The sequence below is a fragment of the Tenacibaculum sp. M341 genome (assembly GCF_004337695.1).
GTDB lineage: Bacteria > Bacteroidota > Bacteroidia > Flavobacteriales > Flavobacteriaceae > Polaribacter.
In genome coordinates this window covers 38,273-62,103 of sequence record NZ_SJXJ01000021.1, presented here as the reverse complement: position 1 = coordinate 62,103, position 23,831 = coordinate 38,273, and the positions used below count along the sequence as shown (strand labels likewise).

General features: G+C 31.0%; 20 protein-coding genes. 4 read left to right on the top strand and 16 right to left on the bottom strand.

Going from position 1 to position 23,831, the window contains the following annotated elements; translation table 11 throughout:
• Positions 1-90 precede the first annotated feature (90 nt).
• Positions 91-624: a gliding motility-associated peptidyl-prolyl isomerase GldI gene (gene gldI / locus EYW44_RS18350; protein WP_132726097.1), complete on the bottom strand. Its 534-nt coding sequence runs from the start codon at positions 622-624 to the stop codon at positions 91-93.
• Positions 614-1,642 (bottom strand): DHH family phosphoesterase, encoded by a 1,029-nt coding sequence (locus EYW44_RS18345; RefSeq protein WP_132726095.1) that lies wholly within the window; start codon positions 1,640-1,642, stop codon positions 614-616. The genes gldI and EYW44_RS18345 overlap by 11 nt, the downstream gene beginning before the upstream one ends.
• A 328-nt stretch (positions 1,643-1,970) precedes the next feature.
• On the opposite strand from EYW44_RS18345, the gene EYW44_RS18340 reads away from it, so the two are divergent.
• Positions 1,971-2,390 (top strand): nucleoside-diphosphate kinase, encoded by a 420-nt coding sequence (locus EYW44_RS18340; protein WP_132726092.1) that lies wholly within the window; start codon positions 1,971-1,973, stop codon positions 2,388-2,390.
• A gap of 78 nt (positions 2,391-2,468) precedes the next feature.
• Here the strand turns inward: EYW44_RS18340 and katG are convergent, their stop codons facing one another.
• Positions 2,469-4,664, bottom strand: a complete 2,196-nt coding sequence (katG, locus tag EYW44_RS18335) for a catalase/peroxidase HPI (protein ID WP_243643697.1) — start codon at positions 4,662-4,664, stop codon at positions 2,469-2,471.
• A 187-nt stretch (positions 4,665-4,851) separates the two neighbouring features.
• Between katG and EYW44_RS18330 the strand changes: the two genes are divergently transcribed.
• Complete coding sequence (locus EYW44_RS18330) at positions 4,852-5,787, top strand: LysR substrate-binding domain-containing protein (RefSeq protein WP_132726087.1); 936 nt, start codon at positions 4,852-4,854, stop codon at positions 5,785-5,787.
• Positions 5,788-5,869: 82 nt separating this feature from the next.
• Positions 5,870-6,772 carry a DMT family transporter gene (locus EYW44_RS18325; RefSeq protein WP_132726085.1) on the top strand — a complete coding sequence of 301 codons (903 nt, stop codon included), beginning with the start codon at positions 5,870-5,872 and terminating at the stop codon, positions 6,770-6,772.
• A 64-nt stretch (positions 6,773-6,836) separates the two neighbouring features.
• On the opposite strand, the gene EYW44_RS18320 is transcribed toward EYW44_RS18325, so the two are convergent.
• From EYW44_RS18320 to EYW44_RS18270, 11 genes are all read right to left on the bottom strand, one after another.
• Positions 6,837-7,634 (bottom strand): hypothetical protein, encoded by a 798-nt coding sequence (locus EYW44_RS18320; RefSeq protein WP_132726082.1) that lies wholly within the window; start codon positions 7,632-7,634, stop codon positions 6,837-6,839.
• A gap of 81 nt (positions 7,635-7,715) precedes the next feature.
• A complete protein-coding gene (locus tag EYW44_RS18315) occupies positions 7,716-9,413 on the bottom strand; it encodes a hypothetical protein (protein ID WP_132726080.1) in 1,698 nt (565 codons plus the stop codon).
• Between the two features lie 59 nt (positions 9,414-9,472).
• The gene (locus tag EYW44_RS18310; protein WP_132726076.1) at positions 9,473-9,994 is read right to left on the bottom strand and encodes a hypothetical protein; all 522 of its coding nucleotides are present in this window, start codon (positions 9,992-9,994) and stop codon (positions 9,473-9,475) included.
• A 154-nt stretch (positions 9,995-10,148) separates the two neighbouring features.
• A complete protein-coding gene (locus EYW44_RS18305) occupies positions 10,149-10,505 on the bottom strand; it encodes a four helix bundle protein (RefSeq protein ID WP_132726074.1) in 357 nt (118 codons plus the stop codon).
• Positions 10,506-10,555: 50 nt separating this feature from the next.
• A complete protein-coding gene (locus EYW44_RS18300; protein WP_132726071.1) occupies positions 10,556-11,791 on the bottom strand; it encodes a DUF6638 family protein in 1,236 nt (411 codons plus the stop codon).
• A complete protein-coding gene (locus EYW44_RS18295) occupies positions 11,784-12,245 on the bottom strand; it encodes an RDD family protein (RefSeq protein ID WP_132726068.1) in 462 nt (153 codons plus the stop codon). Before EYW44_RS18295 ends, EYW44_RS18300 begins: the two co-directional genes overlap by 8 nt.
• A gap of 16 nt (positions 12,246-12,261) precedes the next feature.
• Positions 12,262-12,849 (bottom strand): NUDIX domain-containing protein, encoded by a 588-nt coding sequence (locus tag EYW44_RS18290; protein ID WP_132726065.1) that lies wholly within the window; start codon positions 12,847-12,849, stop codon positions 12,262-12,264.
• Positions 12,850-13,033: 184 nt separating this feature from the next.
• Positions 13,034-14,998 carry an AAA family ATPase gene (locus EYW44_RS18285; protein WP_132726062.1) on the bottom strand — a complete coding sequence of 655 codons (1,965 nt, stop codon included), beginning with the start codon at positions 14,996-14,998 and terminating at the stop codon, positions 13,034-13,036.
• A 47-nt stretch (positions 14,999-15,045) separates the two neighbouring features.
• Positions 15,046-15,411, bottom strand: a complete 366-nt coding sequence (locus EYW44_RS18280) for a four helix bundle protein (RefSeq protein ID WP_132726059.1) — start codon at positions 15,409-15,411, stop codon at positions 15,046-15,048.
• Positions 15,412-15,447: 36 nt separating this feature from the next.
• Positions 15,448-16,497: a hypothetical protein gene (locus tag EYW44_RS18275; RefSeq protein ID WP_132726056.1), complete on the bottom strand. Its 1,050-nt coding sequence runs from the start codon at positions 16,495-16,497 to the stop codon at positions 15,448-15,450.
• A 78-nt stretch (positions 16,498-16,575) separates the two neighbouring features.
• Positions 16,576-17,916, bottom strand: coding sequence for a microtubule-binding protein (locus EYW44_RS18270; RefSeq protein ID WP_132726053.1), 1,341 nt, complete (start codon positions 17,914-17,916; stop codon positions 16,576-16,578).
• A 263-nt stretch (positions 17,917-18,179) separates the two neighbouring features.
• On the opposite strand from EYW44_RS18270, the gene EYW44_RS18265 reads away from it, so the two are divergent.
• The gene (locus tag EYW44_RS18265) at positions 18,180-21,440 is read left to right on the top strand and encodes a T9SS type A sorting domain-containing protein (protein WP_132726050.1); all 3,261 of its coding nucleotides are present in this window, start codon (positions 18,180-18,182) and stop codon (positions 21,438-21,440) included.
• Positions 21,441-21,544: 104 nt separating this feature from the next.
• On the opposite strand, the gene msrA is transcribed toward EYW44_RS18265, so the two are convergent.
• Both msrA and EYW44_RS18255 read right to left on the bottom strand, forming a co-directional pair.
• Positions 21,545-22,144, bottom strand: a complete 600-nt coding sequence (gene msrA, locus EYW44_RS18260) for a peptide-methionine (S)-S-oxide reductase MsrA (RefSeq protein WP_132726047.1) — start codon at positions 22,142-22,144, stop codon at positions 21,545-21,547.
• 140 nt (positions 22,145-22,284) lie between these two features.
• Positions 22,285-23,826, bottom strand: coding sequence for an HmuY family protein (locus tag EYW44_RS18255; protein WP_132726044.1), 1,542 nt, complete (start codon positions 23,824-23,826; stop codon positions 22,285-22,287).
• Between the last annotated feature and the right edge of the window lie 5 nt (positions 23,827-23,831).

Below are 23,831 nucleotides of genomic sequence, written 5' to 3'. Positions count from 1 at the left end.
TAAATTATTTTTTTTCTAATACTTTGTAATAAAAAAACAAGAAATCATAATACTTTTCTTCACTTCTTTGTGAATTATAGACACTTTTCTTTACTCTTCTTTAATTTTCTGTAAAGTTAAAGTGCTTTTTATCGTTTGATTGATACCTATTTTATTACCATCACCTGTAACTCCAAAAGCCCTGTAAGAAGGTATAACAAAAGTTACCTGTTCTCCTTCCTTCATTAACTTCACTCCTTCTTGTAATGCTGGTATAAAGTCTTCTTTATCTACTTTGTAATCTACGGTTCTATTTTCATACAATACATTATTAGTTATATCTTTTATATCAAACGAAATAGTAATCAAATCGCCGCTTACAGGAGACTTATTCACATTTGTAGAATCTTTTTGATTATAGGTGTACCAAAATCCATTTGGAGAACTATAATAGGTATTCAAAGTATCTTTAGATAATAGATTTTCTATTTTTTGTTTTTCTAATGCATTCAATTTTTTATTCTGATCAATTACTTCTTTGTAAAAAGAAGTTGTAGAATGTTGTTTTGGTCTACGCACTTTAGGTTCAGCACATGAACAAAAAAGAAACACATAAATTGCAAAAAAATAAAAACTACTCTTCATAAGACGCTAATAATTCTTGTTTATAATTAGGTAATAAAGATATAAAATTAGCTACTGTATCGTCTAATGAAAGATTTGACTTACCTCCAGCAGCATTATCATGTCCTCCTCCATTGAAATGACTTCTTGCAAATTTATTTACAGAAAAAGTTCCTTTAGATCTAAAAGATATTTTTACAATTCCTTGCTCTCTATCTTCAATAAAAATAACTGCAAAAATAATTCCCTTTAAAGATAATGCGTAATTCACTACCCCTTCGGTATCACCCTTTTCATAATTATTTTCATCCTTTTCGTTTTGAGATAAAGTAATGAAAGCTGTTTTATATTCTGGGTAAATTTTCAAATTGGTCAACGCCTGTCCTAATAATAACAATCTACTATGAGAATTTGAATCATATATATTGCTATGTATTCTATCGTTTTTTGCTCCTTTATCTATTAAATCAGCTATAATTCTGTGGGTTCTACTTGTTGTAGATCTAAATCTAAAAGATCCTGTATCCGTCATAATACCTGTATATAAACAAGTAGCTGTATCCTCATCTATTAAATCCAAATCATCAAACATTTCTATGAAATTATACACCATTTGACAAGTAGATGACATTGAGGTATCTGAATACATATACGTAAAATCATCTGGTTGTTGATGATGATCTATCAATGCAAAATCATTCTCATACTTTTCTAAAGTATTTTTCATATCATCACCCACTCTGTGTAATGCATTAAAATCTAGTAAGAAAATAATATCCGACTTTGATAATGCTTTTACACATTGGTTGTTCTGACGATCAAATCTGTATACTGTTTTTGAGCCAGGAATCCAATGTAAAAAATCAGGATATTCATTAGGCATTAATACTTGAGTTTTGTGTCCTTTTTTATCAAAATAATGTTTCAATCCAAGTGTTGACCCTAACGCATCACCATCTGGATTTCTATGCCCAATTATTACTATATTTCTAGGTACTTTCAGATATTCAGAAAGTTCTTTAAAGTTCTTTAAAATCATACGCGGCGAAGATACAATTTAATATTCTTTTAAAAATTTATTAATATTGATTTTGTTAACTTAGGTTATGGTTTTGTTTGCTTTTTTTAAGCTCTCAGACATACGTTTAATACTTCATTTTTCAATCAATTAAACTCTTAAGTAATTAATTTATTATTACCTCTGTTTAACAGAGAATCTTAAAATATATTGTAATTGATATTGTATTAATTACCTTAAAATTTCACTACTAAAAACAGGTTAGGAAACTTCAACAATATAAGCTTAACTTGCTAATAACATTAAAAAACGTATTTTTGCGCGAAATTATAATTAAGAAACGCACATAATGGCAACAAATAGAACTTTTACAATGATTAAACCAGATGCTGTTGAAAATGGACATACTGGTGCTATTTTAGAAAAAATTAATGCAGCTGGATTTAGAATTGTAGCAATGAAAAAAACACAAATGACTACAAGAGATGCTGAAACTTTTTACGGAGTTCACAAAGAGCGTCCTTTCTTTGGTGAGTTAGTAGAGTTTATGACTCGTGGTCCTATTGTTGCTGCTATCTTAGAAAAAGATAACGCTGTTGAAGATTTCAGAACTTTAATTGGAGCTACTAATCCTGCTGAAGCTGCTGAAGGAACTATCAGAAAATTATATGCTACTTCTATTGGTGAGAACGCTGTTCACGGTTCTGATTCTGATGAGAATGCTGCTATCGAAGGTAACTTCCACTTTTCTGGTAGAGAAATGTTTTAATTAGAACATATTTTTTACAATATAAAAAAACTCATTACAAATTGTAATGAGTTTTTTGTTGCTTGTTACTTTATAATTTTAAATATCGAATCTATCTAAATTCATTACTTTAACCCAAGCTTTTACAAAGTCTTTTACCAACTTCTCTTTACCATCTTCACTTGCATATACTTCTGATAAAGCTCTTAACTCTGAATTAGATCCAAAAATTAAATCAACTCTAGTTGCTTTCCATTTTGTTTCATTTGTGTTTCTATCTACAATATTGAACACATCCTTTTTATCAGAAACCGCACTCCATTTATATTTCATATCTAACAAGTTTACAAAAAAGTCATTTGTTAATGCTTCTGTGTTATTTGTAAATATTCCATTTTTAGATCCATCAAAATTAGCATTTAAAGCTCTCATTCCTCCTACTAAAACTGTCATTTCTGGAGCTGATAATGTAAGTAATTGTGCCTTATCTACTAATAGCTGTTCTGCTGATAAAGTATAATCTGCTTTTTTATAATTTCTAAATCCATCTGCAATTGGTTCTAAAACTGCCATACCTTCAACATCAGTTTGCTCTTGAGAAGCATCATTTCTACCTGGTGTAAACGGAACATTCACTTTAAATCCTGCTTTTTCTGAAGCTTTTTCAACTGCTGTACTTCCTCCTAAAACAATTAAATCTGCTATAGATACTTTTGTATTTGATTTTGCATTAAAAGCTGATTGAATTTTCTCATATACTCCTAAAACCTTCTTTAATTGTACTGGATTATTAGATTCCCAGTTTACCTGAGGCTCTAATCTAATTCTAGCTCCATTAGCCCCACCTCTTCTATCAGAATTTCTATAACTAGAAGCCGAAGCCCAAGCCGTGGTTACTAATTCACTAGTGGTTAATCCTGAATTTAAGATCTCTTTCTTTAAAGATGCTACCTGATTAGCACTAATCACTCCTCCTGTTTTTGCTGGAATTGGATCTTGCCAAGTAAACTCTTCTTTTGGAATTTCTGGACCTAAATAAGTTGACTTTGGTCCCATATCTCTGTGTGTTAACTTAAACCACGCTTTAGCAAAGGCTTTATTAAACTCTTCAGGATTTTCATAAAATCTTCTCGAAATTTTCTCATAAGCAGGATCTTTGATTAATGCTAAATCTGTCGTTAACATTGTTGGTGTATGAAACTTCGTTTTATCAAATGCATCTGGAAGTTTTACCACAGCATTTTTCGCTTGCCATTGATGTGCTCCTCCTGGACTTTTAGTTAACTCCCATTCATGCTCAAACAAGTTTTTAAAGAAACCTTGACTCCATTTATCTGGAGTAACTGTCCAAATTACTTCTAAACCAGATGTAATTGCATCTTTACCTTTACCAGTTCCATAAGAACTTTTCCATCCTAAACCTTGCTCTTCAATACCAGCACCTTCTGGAGCTGCTCCTAAATGATCTCCACTTGCTTGACCATGCGTTTTACCTAAGGTATGTCCGCCAGCAATTAAGGCAACTGTTTCCTCATCATTCATTCCCATTCTTCCAAAAGTTTCTCTAATATCTTTTGCTGATGCTACTGGATCAGGATTTCCGTTTGGTCCTTCAGGATTTACATAAATTAATCCCATTTGAACTGCTGCCAAAGGCTTCTCTAATTCACCTTCTTCATTGTAACGTTCTTTATTCGTTAACCACTCTCTTTCTGCTCCCCAATATACATTCGAAGCAGGCTCCCAAACATCTTCTCTTCCCCCTGCAAAACCAATTGTTTTAAAACCAGCTTCTTCCAACGCAACATTTCCTGCTAAAATCATTAAATCTGCCCAAGAAATTTTTTGCCCGTATTTTTGTTTTACTGGCCAAAGCAATCTTCTAGCCTTATCTAAATTTGCATTATCTGGCCAACTGTTTTGAGGTGCAAAACGTTGCTGCCCTTCTCTTGTACCTCCACGTCCGTCTCCTGTTCTGTAAGTACCTGCACTATGCCATGCCATTCTTACAAACAAACCTCCGTAAGTTCCATAATCTGCAGGCCACCATTCCTTTGAATCTTTTAAAGTAACTGCAATATCTTTTTTAAGTGCATAGTAATCTAAATCTTCAAACGCTTCTTTATAATCAAATTTTTCTCCTAACGGATTTGATAATGAAGAATGTAATCTCAATACACTTAAGTTTAAACTATTTGGCCACCAATCTTTATTATTGTGACCTTCTCCTTTTAATGTAAGTCCTGTTGATGGTTTTTTGTCAAAACCAAAAGGACAACTACCCTTTTTTTCCATTGTACTTTCTGTTTTGCTGTCGCTACTACTACATGAAACGAAAATTGATAGTAATAGACCGGTTAATAAATGAAATTTCATGTTAGTTTTATTTTGTTTACTAATACAAAGTAACGACAAGTGATTTATTTATAAAAACGATATTATCTAACACAACATCTATAATGTAAATATTATATTTGTAATTATGAACATACAGCAATTCCAGTACGTATTAGCAGTTGTCGATTTAAAGAATTTTGAAGCTGCCGCAGAAAAATGTTTTGTAACACAGTCTACATTAAGCACCATGATTCGTAGGTTTGAAGACGAAATAGGTATTAAAATTTTCAATAGAAAAACAAAACCTGTTTCCATAACTTCTGAAGGAAAACAAATTATAGACAGATTAAGAATTATTTTAAATGAAATTGATTCATTAAAAAATTTAACACAAGAACTAAAAGGAGAAATGTTAGGTGAGCTAAGTATTGGTATCATTCCAACGATAGCTCCTTATTTACTTCCATTATTTTTAACTGATTTTGCAAGTTTATTCCCGAAGGTAAAAATCATTGTAAAAGAAATGACTACTTCTAATATTAAAAAAAGTATTAAAAATAGAACTTTAGATATTGGAATTTTAGCTTTGCCTTTAGAGGATAATTCTTTGAATGAAATCAATTTATATTCTGAACCTTTTTTATTGTACGATTGTAGTGGTGAAATTGCAAACTCTAAAGTTTCAGTAAACAATTTAGATTATTCAAAATTATGTCTTTTACAAGAAGGACATTGTTTAAGAACACAGGTACAAAGAATTTGTGATCTCTCTAGCCAAGTTTTAAAATCTAACATCAACTTCGAATTTGAATCTGGCTCTATGGACAGTTTATTACGCGTTACCGAAACAAGAAAAGGAATGACCATTCTTCCTTTATTAGCTGCCATAGATTTGCCTGAAAAACACCAAAAGCGTTTAGTTGAATTTAAATTTCCTGTGCCTGCTAGAAATGTAGGTTTAGTTACTAATAAATTCTTTGTAAAGAAAAAACTATTGAGAGAATTAAAAAAAGTGATTCTAAAAGCAACTTCTAAACATCTTCCTGTTTCTGGTGAGTTTACTGTTTTAAAACCTCTATAATCCTTATTAATATTTTTTATTTTGCTTTTACAAGATGATTAAATTAGTAGTTTTGCAGCTTTAATTTTTATACGTGTTTGGTATGTGGATGTATTTAGGCTTATTGGCTGCACTTTTTTTAGGATTGCATAATTTATGTAAAAAACATGCGGTACAAAACAACGAAGTATATCCAGTACTTTTAGGTACATTGATTGCTGGCTTATGTACATTACTTCCCTTTTACATTGGATCTCAATTTTTTCCTGAGCAAACCTTAAAAATGGGATTTTTAATTGAAGATATTCCAATTGAAAAGCATGGTTTTATTTTGATAAAATCGATGATTATGTGTTCTTCTTGGATTTTAGCTTATCAAGCTTTAAAACATTTACCTATTACCATTGTAACTCCTATTCGTTCTGCTGGACCATTTTTCACCTTTATAGGTGCTATCTTTTTATATAATGAGCGTCCTAATTTTTGGCAATGGATTGGTTTTTTCTTGATTATTTTTTCGGTGTATTTATATTCACAAGTTGGAAAAAAAGAAGGTATTGTTTTCAAAAAAAACAAATGGATTTATGCTATTATTGGCGCTACTTTTTTAGGTGCCTCAAGCGGATTATATGATAAGTTCTTAATTCAGAAAATTGCTTTAAATCCACAAACTTTACAATTTTGGTTTTGCTTTTATTGTATTCTTATTTTATTGATTGTTTTAAGTATTATATGGTTTCCTAAAGTTGAAAAAAGAAAAGCTTTTATATGGAGATGGTCAATTCCTGCTGTTGGAATTTTACTACAAACTGCTGATTACTTTTATTTTAAAGCTTTACAAGATCCTGAAGCTTTAATTATGCTACTTTCTGCTATTAAAAGAAGTCAATTAATTATTGCTGTAGTAATTGGCGGTATTCTATTTAAAGAGAAAAACAAACGAAAAAAATTAATTCCGCTTGCTGGCGTAATGATTGGAGTTGCTCTTATTTTGTATTCGGCTTAAAACAGTGTTTTTTGAGACTATGAAATTTGTAGTTTAACTACTTTAAAAAAGAATAAATTACAACCTAATACATTCTTTTAGGGAACGAATACCATACTAAATTAACATTATTATCTATAATTTCAATGTACCCCTTTATAACAGATCGTTGCCCTAAAAACTGAAATATATGATTATCTCCTAATCTTATCAAATCATAATGACTCCATATCCGTTTGTCTGATATTTTATCTAAAATTTTCATTTGTTTTTCTTCGTTTAGTATAGCAATATATGTTTTACCATCTTTTTCAACTATATGATATAATTTTTCCTTATAAAGAAAACTAAAATAAATCATAACACCTCCGTAATCACTCCATAATTCTTTTACTCCTTTTTGAGATTTAGGTTGAATTTCCCATATGTAATAAGGAGGTTTAAATATTTCATTTCTTGGTTTAGGTTTTACAAACACTTCCATTTTTTCAGGAGCTACAATCTCTAATATACTTGAACTTCCACTGCCATGATTCAAAGAAGTAGAAACAATATATTTACCTTGATATTTACTAATCGATTTTGGACAGGTAGCTGCACAAGAATATTCTATTCCTGTTCTTTTATTTTTAAACCAAATAGCTCCTCCCCACTCACCACAACATGTTTTTCTAACCAAATACTGTTCGTCACTATAAAAAGGTTCTTTTGATATTTTTCTGTAAAGTATAAAATCATCTAATAAATACTCAAGAGATTTATAAGAAACTTCTCTTTCAAGAATATTAAATACAAATATTTCTTGAGAGTTAGAACTGAATGATAAAATAAAAATCACGATAAAGTATAGGTACTTATTATTTAAATTCAATTCTTTGTTCATTTTCTAAGCTATTTTAAAAAACCTCACAAGTTTTAAAAACCTGTGAGGTCTGAATGATTTATTCTTAAGTTCTAAATTATATTATTTACTTCCTAAAGATTTAATTGAATCAATCTTTCTTTGAAGTGCTTCAATTTCTTTATCATTAATCTCTTTTTGCAACATTGTTTTCATAGAATCAAGCTGCACTTTACTTTGATCTTCAAATAATTTCGAGTTGATCTTAAAGTAATCATTGTTAGTTTCACTCTCTTTCCAAGCTTCTCCTAATTGTTCAAAAATATTTACATCCCACTTACTTGGATGTTTTGCATCTATCCAAACCACATCTCTATATTCACTATCTACAATTGCTAAATCAGGTGTTGCTGAACCATCAAACTTACTAGAATCATCTCTAACAGCAGAAATAGTTCCTAAGAAAAATAAACGCTTTCTACCTGCAATGTTTTTAATATATGGTCTAAACTCCACTGGCTTGTTTACAGACCAATCAAACTCTTTACGAGACTCAATTACTTTTAAAGGCATTGCTGAAACTCCTGCGTAACCTTGTTTTTTAGACTCGTGATCATAGAAGTATAACTTATCTGTTCCATCAGCAGGAATAAAAACACTGTAGGTTAAACTAGTACGCTCGGCACCCACTGGCTCTAACCCAAACCAATGATACAATCCACTGTAAGCTCCAGTTTTGGTATCAGAAAAATCAAAATCAGTTACAAAAGGCTGTTGATTCTGATCGTCCGCTAAATCTGGAATTTTCACTGCTGTTTTCATATTCCAAGGCAAAGGATCGCTAAAACCTCCTAAAAACTTTAATGATTCTGCTTGTAATCTTGATACTTTCTCCGACAATGTATTTTGTCTTGTTAAATACGGATAGTCTTTCATTTCTTCAGGAGAAATGTAAGTTCCTTTTCCTATTAAAATACGCTCTAAGTAATCATTAAAATCATGCTCCCCGTTTTCAATAACCATTACTCCCCCAAATGTTGGATATGGAAAAAAGAAACCTTTCCATTTTATTAAACTTACCACTTCTACCCAAGCTCCTTTATCATTTTTCATATAATAAGTATCACCTGGCTCCATAGTAAATAATTGAAACAAATTGAATCGTTGCACTACTGCATTATAGGTATTTCTACTAAATCGTAGAGACTCACCTATTGAAAAGGTAACCGGAATTCTATTTTCACTAGAAAATCTTGGAAATGGAGTTGTACTAGACACTGCAAAAATTTCTTCCGTGTTATCTGTCATTGCTTGCCAAGAATACTTTTCAGCAGGCTGTATAGCCATTGTCCATTTATTAATAGAATCTATTCGAACTAAATGTGGCAACGATACGTCTTTTGTTTCTGCTACAGACTCATTTGCCATTGAGAAAATATTCATTAACGGCTGAATACGTTCATGCTGCGTTAATGGTAATTCATTAATTTCATATCTATTTAAATTGTTAAATACATTGTATGTTTTTAAATAGTCATACATCTTATAATGCCATCCAACTACATATAACAATCCAAAAAACACAGATAATCCTATAAATATGAAAAGTCGTTTACCTGCTCCGACTGTTTTTCTAAATTTTCGAATACTTAAAAACAGTATCGATAACGTCAATAATAACAAAAAGATATATTTTCTTATGAAAAGTAAAAAAGGTTGATAATCATCCCTTAAGACAAATAAAGCTATCAATAAGATTATCAATACAAAGATCAATCTACTTCTTTGCTTTCCACCTTTGTTCCAGTATTTTTTCATCATTTTTTGATTTTTAAGTCAGATTATTCTAGTTGTTTTTGTTTTGATTCTTTTATCCCTTCCTACAAATACCCTTTGTCTTTTAAACGTTCACGGGCACTTTTTTGAGGTTCTTCTGGTTTTTGATCAACTTTCTTCACTTCTTCTTTTACTATTTCTTTATCTTCTTTTAAATCATTTATAAACTCTTTTCCTTTTTCAAGAGTATCATGCATGATTGTTTCTAAAGAATCAGAATGCTCATCAATAACTTCGGCAGATTTAAAAACGAAACCTGCTACGTAAGTTCCTAAAAGTGTACCTATAATCATAGAAGCAAAAAGAGAAATTGTTGCCATACCTATTGGTAACAAAAATTGAACTACTAGCATACCTATTAAAAATAAAGTAGTAACAAATACAAATCTTGGTAAAAAAGATTGTTGATATATAAAACCTTTCGTTTCCGATGGTTTCATCTGTAATTCTTTTGAGTTCATCATTTTGTTAAAAAAGCGATATACTTTATTTCCTTTAGATTCTCTCCAATACAATACAATTCCTAATAAAATTGATGCTACAAAAAAAATGAGTTCTAGTGTCATAGTTGATTGTTTTGTTTATAAGTTGAAATAACTTGTGATGCTTTAATATATAAGTTTAAAATATTGCCCTCTTGTTACAGTTTTTTTAAGTCAGTAGTCAGAAGTTTGATGTTAGAAGTTTTTTACTCCTCAACTTAACCTCTCTATCTTGATGTTATTCTACTTTATTCCTAAATGCTATAGTCATATTCATTAAATTAAAACATTCTTCATAAAAAGAGTTGAATTCATTTTCAGAAATATAGTTTCTTCTTTTCGATTTATGTAAACAAGTAACTACTTCTGCTAACGACCTAATTGAATACCCTAAAAATCTCCTATATTCAGCTTTAGACTGTAAAATAGCTCCTTCGGATATATTTAATGCTATAGAATCTGATGCTCTCGATAATTGTGATGACAGATTGTATAATTCGTGTTTAGGAAAATTTTCATACGCTAAGGTATTTAATTTCTCTCCTAAATCCATAGCTCTTTGCCAAATCAATAATTTCTCAAATTTAAATTTCATTTCATAACTTTTTTACTCATCTACTAACTTCTAGCTTCTAACACCCAACTCTAGAAACTCCCTTTAATCGTATGAATTACCCAATCTTTCATTGATTCATCCCAATCTTTATATTGCTTGTAAAACTCCTCTTTATCATACCAATATAAAAATAAAACATCTTTTGGTGCTAAGGTTACAATCAATTTCCAAATTAAATCTTGCTCATTGGGTTTTAATGATGAATGCGGACTGTGCAGTGACAAATACACATCGTCATCTATAATACCTTTCACTTCTATAGTTTTGTCTGTTTTTCTTTTTTCTAAATAACGATCTAAGCCCATTACTTTTTTACGAGCTTTAATATCTATTTTATTTAAATAACTCTTGAAAAGCACACTATCATTCAAGATTTCTTTGATTGGATGTTGTGTTTCCTCTAAAATTTCAGATAATAAATATTTCTTGATACGATCATACCTTCTTAAAGTCATATCTAAATCTAAATCACATTCAATAATTAAATGTGAACGTAATTTGTCAATCAACTCTTTTTGAGAAACATGATACATTAAAACATTATGACTTGTATCTTGAATTGCATCATTGTAAGCATCTACATCTTCAAACACTAAAATAGGTGATAAAAAGCTTTTTATGACAAAAATTCCACCAAATGCTTCTGTGTAAAATGAATCAACACTATACACAATATCTTTTAAATTTAGATTTCGCTCTCTTAAATCACCATACTTATTGGCAGATTCTAATAATTTTTCGTGAATTTTTTCATCTACAAAATTATTATCTTTTTTAAATAACTCTATTAAGTTTAATTGTTCTTCTCTTGCCTCATCTAAATTATCTATCAGTCTAAACTTAACAGTAATATTATCGTACTTTAAAACGTCTAAAGGTTCATAAAACACATCTATCTTCTGATCAAAATCTACACAAATTGCAGAATCTCTTGTGATGTTTTCTATTTTGGTGCTATGTATTTTGAATACCTGTTTCATTAATTCTCTATCGAACGAATGAAACGGATTGTAGACTGGCAATCCTTTTTGTAAAGGTGTAATAATAATACAATGCGGATTTGCCTCTCCATTATTTAAATAATGAACTTCATTTTTTTCTTTAGCTACTTCAGGACTCCATCCTATTCCATCAATAAAAAACGATTCTAACTTTGTTTCAGTAAAACCTAACTTTTCCAAACATTTATTATAACGTTCTACCAATTTTCCATTAATTGGTATCAACTCTCCTTTATATAAATCTGCTTCTTTTAGCTTATCCATTATACTTATTTTTTACTACGACAGTATTCGCTATAATGTCTCCTATTCTATTACTGTTATTATCAAAAATAGCAACTACAATTCCAATGAGAAAAATCATATCTAATAACCCTACAAAAAATCGAATTAAACCTCTACCAATTGTCATTTTTTTATTTTTATTAGCTATTACTCTTATATCCATAAATCGCTTACCAATAGTTTGCCCATAGATACCTTCACTTACAGGCCATAAAAACAAAGTGATTAATAACAACATAAGTGCAGGAAATCCAGTTAAAGAAAAACCAAACGTATCAACATTTGTGTGTTTTCCAAATAAAATTCCAAAAGCTAAACTTAACAAATAGTAAATAACTATATCAATCACGAAAGCTATTACTCGAATATAAATTGGAGCAATATCTAACTCTTTGTTACCTATATCAAATTCATCAAAAGCTCCTTCACTCATAGTTATAATTTAAGAACTATTCTAATAATTTATGAATCTGTGCATATTGCAATAACATAATTGTTTTTGCATCTTTAATCTCTTTGGTCTCTATCATTTGAAGTGCTTCAGAAAAAGACAATTCTAACACTTCTATTTCTTCTCCTTCTATTTCTAAACCTCCTCCAGAATCCACCTTCATATCATCTGAATACTCAGCTACAAACATAAATAACTTTTCTGTTACCGCTCCTGGTGACATGTAAGACTCATACACTCTTTTTACGGTTTTTATTTCGTAACCTGTTTCTTCTTTTACTTCTCTAATAATACACTTTTCAGGTTGCTCATTATCATCTATTGATCCTGCACAAACCTCTATAGACATGCTCTCTGAAAAATTATTTTCATCGTATAAAGGCAATCTAAACTGTCTTGTTAACACAACCGTTTCTTTTTCTCTATTATAAAGTAACACACAAGTTCCGTCTCCTCTATCGTACCTTTCTCTCGACAAACGTTTCCACGTTCCGTCTTTAAACAAAAAGTCGTAATCTACTCTATGTAGTGTTGCCCAATTATTTGATAATAATTTATAAACAACATTTTTTAATCTGTTCTTCATTTTAGTTTTTAACTTCCTCTTCTTTTTTAAAAAGAAAATTGAAAAAATTTAGTATTCCTTTTTTAATTGACTTTAATACGTAACTAATAAAATTATAAATACCTACTATTATATAGCCGAAAACATATTCTACAAAAAATTGAATTATCACTTCTAATAAAAATTCAAATACAGCTATCAAAACTTACCTTTTATCAAACTTTTCTCTTGCTTCCAATTCAATATTCATTTGATTGATACGAGCATCTACTTTACGTTTAAAATCAGTATCAGCAATGGTTGCTACATTATCTAAATATCGAACTACTTCTTGACGTCTAATTTCTGAAAAATCTAAACCTTTCATATTCGCCTTCATCAATTCTTGTAACATATTCAGTTTTGTATCGTAATCTTTTTTGAAATAAATTTCTGGATTTCCAAACCAATCTTCTTCTAAATCAAAATCAGTTAAACGTAATGATATTGCCGATTGAATATTACGCACATCTCTTGATGAGAAGAATGGAAATATTTGCTGAATCTCCTTATATAAACTAGCAAAAAACAAATGATCGTTTGTTTTATGAGATTTCTCAACACGATCGTATACATCTAACACTCTCTCTTCTGATGGCTTTTCGATACTTTCTAAAATATCTCCCATGTTTTTTGCCAATCCTTGTCCTTGTAAATAAGTATATCCAGATGGATCTGCCATATTTATGAAATCAGGCATTGTTTCTTGCAACTTACGCCACCAGATATAATCTTGATCTAAAAAGTCATGTTCAGTTCTTGCTCCATCAATTTTAAATCTACCTTGCACACGAGAAATTACAGCCTTATCTAACATTTCTGGTAAATTTGTAAATAATCCTATTGAACTATTTCCATAATTTACAGCATAGGCTCCTTCAGTGTATCTTAAAAACACACCGATTACTTCTTTTACACCAGCTGATACTCCTTGTGCAGTTCGTTCTTGTAAATTATTCTCAGCGTCATCTATAGGAGCAAAGATTAACTTTGTAGGATCTTGCATTGGCTTCATCCATTCCACCATTTTTTCTGCTGATCCTCCTTGAAATGTTGATATCAGAGTATCTGGCATTGGATGAAATAAAAATGGTATTTCTAAATTATCACAATACTCTTTTAAACGTGTTGCAATTGCTGCTATCAACATACTTTTACCAGTACCTGGAATTCCGTACCCCATAAATACTGGCATAAAACCACCTAACTCTTGAAACGGGTTTTTCTGCGCTTCAAAATCGTAGCTTAACATTCTTTCTGTTAAACGGCGAGAAAAGTGTTTTGCATCTTTGTTTCCTACTATTTGTTCGAACTTTATCTTATTAAATTCTACGCTTTTTGCCGTACCACTAAATGTATTTTCCCATCCTGAAACTGCAAAATCTGAATTTTCAAGTTTGTAAGTTCTATCCGTAATTGTTTCTGTATATTCTAAACTACCTTTTCTTAACTGAATTTCATCAATTAATGCTTCAAAATATACTACTGTAAAATCAATTACATCTTTATCTGACTGAATTATTTCTGGATGTGATAAGTATTTTTCATAATAAAACAAACAACATGAAATTCCCTTTAATGGTGAGAAAAATGACACCTCTGGAATTCCTGCAAACTTTTGTTTCATCACAGATAAATCATCTGAAGCTGATTCTTTTAAATCATTTAAAATTTTATATGCTGTTGCAAACAATTGAAATGCCGTAGCTGTTTGCATTTTACTTTCAAACTCTCTTTTTCCACTCGCATCTAATGCTGACTTACGTTCTGCTAAACTTGAAAGTCCTGATGCATCTGTGTAACTATCTTTTATCCAAATTCCTAAAGTAATTCCTTCTTGAACCGCAAATAGTGTTTGGTTTAAGTATACAGGAATTGCAATAGAATCAGGTAATAATCGCTTTTTTAATGCTAAAATTGTTTTAGAAACCGAAGTGATTTCTGATGCTGCTCCTGCTCCTCCTTTTGCTCTTGACAAAAACAATAATATTGAATCGTCTTTTGCATCCTTGTCTTTATTTTTTGCTCTTTGTCCTTGTTCCCACTGAACGCTTTTTAAATATCCACTTGCTTCATCACGAAGCATATCTAATTCATTTTGTTTTATCGGGAAAGTTGAGTTGTGTTCCATTCTTTTCAATTATCAATTATCGGTGATCAGTTATCAGTGTTTGAATGTTAATTGTATTTGTTAATACGTGTTTTCTTTAGAATTGAGAATAAAATCTTTGCTATTTCATCTGCTTTATCAAATAAAAATTTAAAATTATCCTCTTTTAAATCGTTACTATCTTTCAATAACGATAACCAATATTTAGTTTCCAAGCATTCTTTATATGCTATAGATATTTTAGATGAAAAATCTGCTCTAGAAATTGCTCCATTTGCCTCTATTATATTGGCTCCAACTGAAGTTCCACTCCTCAGTAATTGTTTCGACAGAACAAATTCTTTTTGATTTTTCATTAAGTTTTTACATAATTTAACCACTTGCAAAGCAAAATCATAAGATTTATTTTGCAGTGGATTATTCTCTAATTTCATAACTTATTCTTTTTTGTATTGATCATTGTTAATTGATCACAGACCATTGAATTTTAGGTCAGATGTTTGCACTGGTTCTTTCGCTAATTTATTAAGTACTTCAGGAACTTTATTGTGTAATAATTGAATAATTCTATGTGGAGCAAAAACATAATTTCTTCGCTCTACATCATTCCATTTTTGCAAAATCTGTTTTGAAAAGAATCCGCCTTCTGTAAAAGTATCATTCGAAAAAACCTCATCGGTTTTTAAAGAAACAGCATATGATTCTAGTCGTACTTCTTTTTTTCCGATTCCTTCTAAAATAGCATGTGTTATTTTGTTTTCATCTTTGGCAAATACATTATGCAACGGACCTAAATCTATTCTTTTTATGTACTTCGGATGAATTTTCACATTTTTTCTATCAATCATATACGCCATGGTATCCAGTGGCATATTTCTATCTGCACTCTCTTTTAATGTTTTATATAATTCAGTTTTATAATCTTTACCTTTTTTACCTTCATAATCAAAATACATAAAACACACATAAGGTCTGTTGTCTGACACATCATAAAAACTCCAACTTGTTAATAAACTAGCTGGACTATTTTCTGGCGCATCAATTATTTTACCTTGAACAAATCTGTTGAATATATATTCTTGTTTTACTGAATTATAATAAACTATTGAAGAAGCTTGAAACAATCTTCTCTTTTTTATTTTTTCTCTTTTTCTTAAAATAGTATCTAAAAACTCCTCTTTTAACGAATCAACATCTTCTAATTTACTTAAGTATTCATTTCTTAAAGATAAATCATTAAATAAATACCTAAATTCTAAATAATTAGGAAAGCCAGATTCTGTTAAATCTATTTTCATATTATCCTCATCATCATACATATATTTAATACGCATTGCTTCAATTGAGTATAATAATAAATCGGTGTATTGTTTAAAAATAGTAAGCTCTTGTTGACTGCATAAATTTTGTTTTTGAATGTTGACTATTAATTCTTTTAAAACAAAATCTACCATTTTATGGTAAAACACATATTGCTCTTTTGAATCTAGTGTTGCAGAATCTAAAGGGGTTACAATCATTGTTATTTCAATTATCAGTAATCAATTATCAGTAATCAATATGATCACCGATAATTGATAATTGTTCACTGTTTTACATTACGATAATAAATCATCATCTCCTGCGTCTGGTTCAGGTTTAGATGGTTCGTCATTTTTTTCTGGAGTACTATTTCCGTCAGATTTATAATAATCTTCAAAAAGTTCTTTCATATCAATTCCGTAACGATCTGCAAAATTCTTTTGAATTTCAGTATCCTTCTCACGAATTTCTTGTAAAGCCTCTGCATATGATCCATACACACCTTGCATTACTTTTTCATGAACAGGAATGTTATCCATCATTTCTTGACGAGCTTTTGCACTTGCTGTATGCATAGCAGCTAAAGTTTCTCCAATATGCTCATCTGTCTTAACTCCTAAATGTTCTAAAATAGCAGCAAACTCTTGATCAGTTCTTGCCTTTAATGCAACTACATAACCATCATAATACTTTAAACGTTCTTCTGTATCAGACTTTAATTTTGCTCTGTGTGTTTGTAAGTTACTACGTAAAGATGTTAATACTTTAATAGTTAAATTATGTTTGTGTACAAAACTATCTTTACTGGCTGCTAAAGTTGTGTAAGCATTTTTCAATCCTTCTAACTCTTCTACTTTTTGTTCTAATCCAGTTACTTTACCAATAGCCTGTGCATATTCAGTAGATTGCTTATCAGCAATTTCTTCTAACTCTTGTCGTGCTTGTTTTAGTAATGCATATTGCTCTTCTAACTGCCCTTCTACTTCTTGCTTTTTCTCTAAAGCTTTGGTGTGATTTTTAGTAGCTTCAACAATTGCTGTTTGTAGTTTATCTTCTACTTCTTTAATTTCTACTTCTCTATTTTTTAATCGAGATACCGCTGCTTGCGATTTGTATGAAAGTTCGCTTAACAATGTTTGAACATCTGCACTTTCAATTCGCTCTTGAAACATTGCTTTAGCTCTATTATCTGCACTGCTTCTAACTTTTTCAGCATCTTTAAGCTCTTGCTCTGCTTTGGCAATTTTACTTTTCCTTCCTAATAAATTATTCCACCAAGTATCTGGCTTATTTTGTGCATCTTCTAATTTAATTTTTGCTCTTTCTAACGCTTTCTGAGCATCGTCTATAATTTTTTGCTCATCAGCATTTAAAGATGAAAATTTTTCAAAAATAATTCCCACCTCATCCTGATAATCTGTAAGGTCTTTAATAGCATCTAAAAGCGTAGTTCTATCCTTCTCTGCCATGTGTACAACATCATCCAACGTTGCATTTAATATTTTTTGACGTACTTGTGGATCATCTTCTTGCGCTAACTTCGACTTCATTGAATCGATAGCTTTTCCCCAATTCACATCTACTTTTTCTGTTTTCTCGTTAGAATTAGTTTCTAATAAATCAAAATCATCAGACATTTTGTATAAGTTTTAAATAGTTGTACAATTTTTAAAAATAGCAATTTCGTTAAAAAAAATTACTTCCTATAATTATTTTCCAAATATATGTATCTCTTTTAACCAAAATGTTACACTGTTAAAAAAAGATATTAAAAAAAGCAGAAAAAGAAGTAAAATCACCTTCTTTGGGTGAGTCTTTATAAAATTTCAATTGTATTTTTGAGTAGCTTTTTTAGAGCTAAAATCAACCTTAATAACCAACCAAATAAGTAAAACTATTTATGAAGACAAAGAAAGTAAAACAAAAAAAAGAATTGCTTTTAAAACGGGCTACTAAAAGCTTATTAACAACTACTTTTTTTTTAACGCTATTTTTAACCAGTTTTGTTGCTAAGGCACAAGACATTAACGTAAACAACGGACAAGCATACGGCTGTAACGCTAATATTGAGTTAGTAGCTGATGCTAGCAGTGTAGATCTTGCTAGTAGTACATTTGCATGGGATGCAACTGGTGCACTTACTTTTAGAAGAGCTGGTAATACAGGAAGTGGATCTAGATCTCTTACTATTACTGGTGACAATAAAGTGAATTTAAATGTTAGAGGTGAAGGAAAAGTTTTTTTAAAAATTACTGATAATTCTACTGTTCCTGCAACTGTAATTAGATATGATGTTGATATTTCTCCTACTGGAAATGTTATCAACCCTACATATTCTGTTAAATACGGGAACATTAATGCTCCTGATTATATCAAAACTAGAAATCGTTGGATTCCTTTAGACGTGCAAAGCAACAACAACCAAGTTGTAACTATAGTAAACGACCAAATGTTTAGTGTAGTTTGGTTTGCTAGTGGAGGCGTAAATATTGTAAATCAAAACAACGTTGCTACTTTAAACGGAAATGGAAAATATGAAGTAAATGTAACTATTGCTAGTGATGGATCAATCAACAAAGGGTTTTTAAGAGCTTCTTTCATTGACACTTGTACTGGTGTTTGTGGGGGTGGTTCTTACATAAACTGGGAAATACTTAAAAACTTTACTCCGGATGGAATTTTAGGTGTTACTTGTTTAAGAGACAATAATCTTGATGATAGCAAGTCTACTGTGTATGCTGTATTAGATGAAGTTGCTAGTAACGGAATTTTTGATTGGGAAATACTTGAAACGGATCAAGTAACTGCTTTCGATACTTCTAAATTAAAAATTGATGCTAGCGAATTATACGGAAATGCTGCTGTTGTATTTTATCAAGATGGATATTCTCCTTCTAATGTTGGAAATTTTGTGATGAAAATTACCAATACTGTTTTTGGTGAATATTCTTTTTACAGAGAAATTACTTCTAGCCCAGATAGCCCAAAAACAGCACAACAAGTATATTGTGCTGATGCAAGTTTAGGTGCTACTATCAGCTTAGAAGTTGACAATCCAGAACCTAACAAAATATATACTTGGACCGTTTCTGGCGATAAAGATTGGGTAGTTACTTCAACTACTTCTAATGGAAGTCAAATTGAAGTTACTTTTAACGATAATGAAAGTGGTGTTTTAAATGTAAAAGCTACGGATCAATCAGAACCTGAATGTGACAGTTCTCCAACTGCTGTATTTGTAAACAGAGTTGGTGGCGGTACTGTTTCTATAGACGGACCTAATTGTGTTCCTAATGATGCTGTAAATGCATTTACTTTTACTGCTTCTCCGTTTGCAAAATATGAATGGAATATTCCTAGTGAAATATTAGATGATAGCAATGGTTGGGATGTACAAATTGGAAGCAATACATTAACATTAACTCCTCCTGCTTCTGGAATTAATCAAAGTACTACTGGTCAATTTAATATCTCTGCTACTTTGAATGGATGTACTGGTGCTCAAACTGCTAATTACAGCTTTGAAGTTGCTCCATTATCTCCAATTGTAACTGGAGCGGCTTGTGCTATTCCTAGCAACAACTATACTTACAATATCGATTATAAAGGAGCAACTACTGCAGAAGTTGCTGTTTTAAATGCTAGTAAAAGTACTGTACTTACTAAAACTATTTCTAGTCCTAGTAATTTTGATTTTACAGCGATTAATGGAGATTACGAAATTCAAGTTGTAACATACAGCAACGCTAGTTGTAGATCATTACCAACTTCTTTTAACGTAAAAGCCTTGTTAACTCCTGAAGTTACAGGAGACTCATGTGTAATACCAGGAAACTCTTATACTTATAACATTGATTATAAAACTATCACTAGTGCAGAGGTAACTGTTACAGATGCAGCAGGAACTGTACTACGTACTGAAAATCTTGTAGCACCAAACAATTTCACTTACATTGCTCCTAGCAGTGATTTTGAAATTGAGGTGGTTACTTACTTAGATAGCAGTTGTAGATCATTACCTGCATCTTTAAATGTAAAAGCAGCTCCTTCAGCTCCTTTAATTAGCGGACCTTTATGTGTAATTCCTAATAATAATTACGATTATACTATTGATTATAATGGAGCTAGTAATGCTGAAGTATCTGTTCTAGACGGTACTGGAACTGTTGTACAAACTGCAACTATTGCTAGTCCTAGTAACTTTAATTTTACTGCTATTAGTAGCGACTTTACCATACAAGCTGTTACTTATGATGAAGCTAGTTGTAAATCATTACCAAATACTTTAGATGTAAAAGTTGCGCCTTCTAAACCAACAATTACTGAAACTAGATTTGGATGTGATAACCAAGCGGAATTTACTGCTTCTTCTACAGGAAACGTAACAAATTACCAATGGAACATTCCAAGTAACTGGACAATTATTGGTGGTGCTCAAGGATCAGATACAATTATTTTACAACTTGACGGAAATGGTGGAGATATTACTGTTACACCAGAAAACAATGGTTGTGTAGGTGAATCTACAACACAAAATGTATCACCTCCAAGTCTTATTAGATTTGCTGCTACTCCTGTTGGTGGTGGCGTTGGTACATTATTGTCAGTAAAAAGCGATAGCCCTGTAATTATAACTTGGTTTCAAGCTCAAAATGCTGGGGAATTAGATGAAGTTGCTTGTACAGGAGGAACTCCTTATGATTTTAACGATCCTTTGCCAACTACAAACTCTTCTTTATTTGCTTTCACTGGATTGAATGATTGGATTAGAGTGGTATTTGAAAATCCTGCTACAGGCTGTACAAAATGTATGGTTTTTAACGCAAGCACACCTCCTGGTCAAACAGCAGGACCAAAAGCAGCTCCAACTGGCGATATCAGTAAAAGAGCAGCCTTTAATTCTATTGCTACTCCTACTCCAACTAATTTAAATGTAAAAGCTTATCCAAATCCGACAAGTAACACATTAAACATAGAGGTTCCTACGAAACAATCATTAGGAATTATGGCGTTAGTAGATTTAAAAGGTAGAGTGGTATTTAAAAAACAAGCTGCTATGCATAAAGAAACAATTAACACTTCTGAATATGCAAAAGGAACGTATTTATTATTAATACAGACTAAAAACGGATATTCATCTAAAAAAATAATTATAAAATAATTTAGTTTACAGGTTGAAATTAGCTAAAAAGCAAAAAAGAGGTAAGTTTAAAACTTACCTCTTTCTTTTTGTACAAAAAAATTATTAATTCAGTTTATTTTGTACTAATGACTTCCTTTTTTTAGTAATTGTGGGAACTTCTTTTTAAATCTATTCAATCTAGGAATAGAAACATTCTTCACATATGGATTGTTTGGATGTAAACGCTCATAATTTTGATGATAATCTTCCGCTTCATAAAACTTAGTAAACTTTGTAATTTCTGTAGCTACTTTACCTTTATATACTTCAGCATTTAAATCCATTACTTTTGCTTGTAATATTTTCTTTTCAGCATCTGTTTTATAAAAAGCTATAGATCTATATTGTGTTCCATAATCAGGATGTTGCCCGTTTACTGTAGTTGGATTGTGTGAACCAAAAAACACATCGGCTAACGTTTTAAAACTAACTTTTTTAGAATCATAATATACTGCAACTGTTTCGGCATGTCCCGTAGTTCCTGTACCTATTTTTTTATACGTAGGATTTTTTGTGTGTCCACCAGCATAACCTGAAACTGCTTCCTCTACTCCTTCCACACTTTCAAAAATAGCTTCTACACACCAAAAACATCCACTTGCAAAATAAGCTACCTCCTTTTTAGATTGGGCATTTAAAACATTGTAAAGAAATAAAATTGAGACTATAATTGTTTTTTTCATGATACTAAAATTTTGAGATTTGTCGTTACAAAAAGTCTTTTCATACAAAAAGCTATTCGAATATACCGAATAGCTTATAAAAAAACTAACAAAAATCCAATACGTAACGATTGAAATTTTTCTTTATAATATGAGTATGATTAATTTAACCTAGCATACTCAAATTGTGAATTTCCTCTTATTCCATCACTACTTAACAATGCTGTAAAACGTAATTTGTAGTAATTACCACTAGCATCTTTTAAAATAAAGTAACGATCATCCTTAGCAACCCCATTTGTAGTACTTCTCCAGCTGCTGCTAATTACTGTTCTATCATCATACTCTAAAGAACTATCATCAATATCACTTAATGAAAAGTCTGTATACGAAGGCACATTTAAGTCTACTCTAGCTCCACTTGCATCTGTTTCATAAGTTGTCACTTGATACATTCCTACATTTCCAATAGTATTGTGTAAACCATAATCAGAATATGTTAATCCAAAATAACCAGGACCTTGCGCTCCGTTATAACTAAATACTCCCGAAAAATTAATATCCCACTGGTCAGATGCAGGCTCAACATCAACTTTTTCTCCTCTTGATAAACTAACCGCTGTTAATACTTTATTCGCTTCTTTTGCTACTGTTATCGTATTAAATGAAGCTGTTTCGTTCACATCAGCATACTGAATTGTATAAGAATTACCATCAGTTAAAATTCTAACTTTCATAAAACCTCTATGATCTCCTGTAGTATTAATTGCCCCAGGATTAGCTTCAGTTGCTGGTACTTCGTTTCCTAAAGAAACAATGTATACGAAATTCTCACTATCTGTAGTTGATACTTCTGCAAAAGCAGTATCTTCTAAATTTCCTGCTTGTAAATCAGTAAACACATTTCCCTCTGCATGATTACTATACTGTGTATAACCTAAAGGTAAACCTGCCATTATCTCACTCACTGTTGAAACATCTACTGTGGTTGGTGAAAAAGTAGCGTCAATAGTATTGAATGTTAAAGTCTCGCTTAACGCAGTAGCTTCTGTAACAGCTAAAATATCTGTTGCTCCTTTTATTTGTGCTGCAGAAACTAGTAAAGCTGAATTTAAAAATACTCTGTTTTCAGTTCCATTATAAACTCCTAACTCCCAAGTATCTCTTTTTACTGCTTTTTGAACACCTGTACTTAAATCAATATAGCATTGATTTGGTTGAGTTGATCCACCTGTTAATAAATCAATTACTCCACCTAAAGATGCTATTGGCGTAAAACTTACCTGTGCTGTTGTTGTAGCACCATTTACCCAACTTGTGTTATCAAAACTATTGATTGAAAAACTTACTGATTTAGAAGTTCCTTCAATTGGATCTTGTAATTTTGTAAATGTAAAAGATGCTTGTGTATCTCCTACTGCTACCGGAATTGAAATTGAACCAGACGATCCATTAGGGTCTGTAGTAAAATCAGTTCCATAAACTGCATTTTCACCACTAAATGCAATGTTAATATTTCCTGCTTCTGTAGCTGCTCTTGAATATGTTAAAACAACTTCTTTAGTTTGTTCATCTGCTGTCATACTTAAAGTATTTGTACTAAAAGTGACAGAAAAATTTACTAAATCTAATTCATCATCACTACCACATGAGCTTAAAAAAGCTACAAAAAATACTGTTGCGATTAAAAAATAATTCCTCATTATTA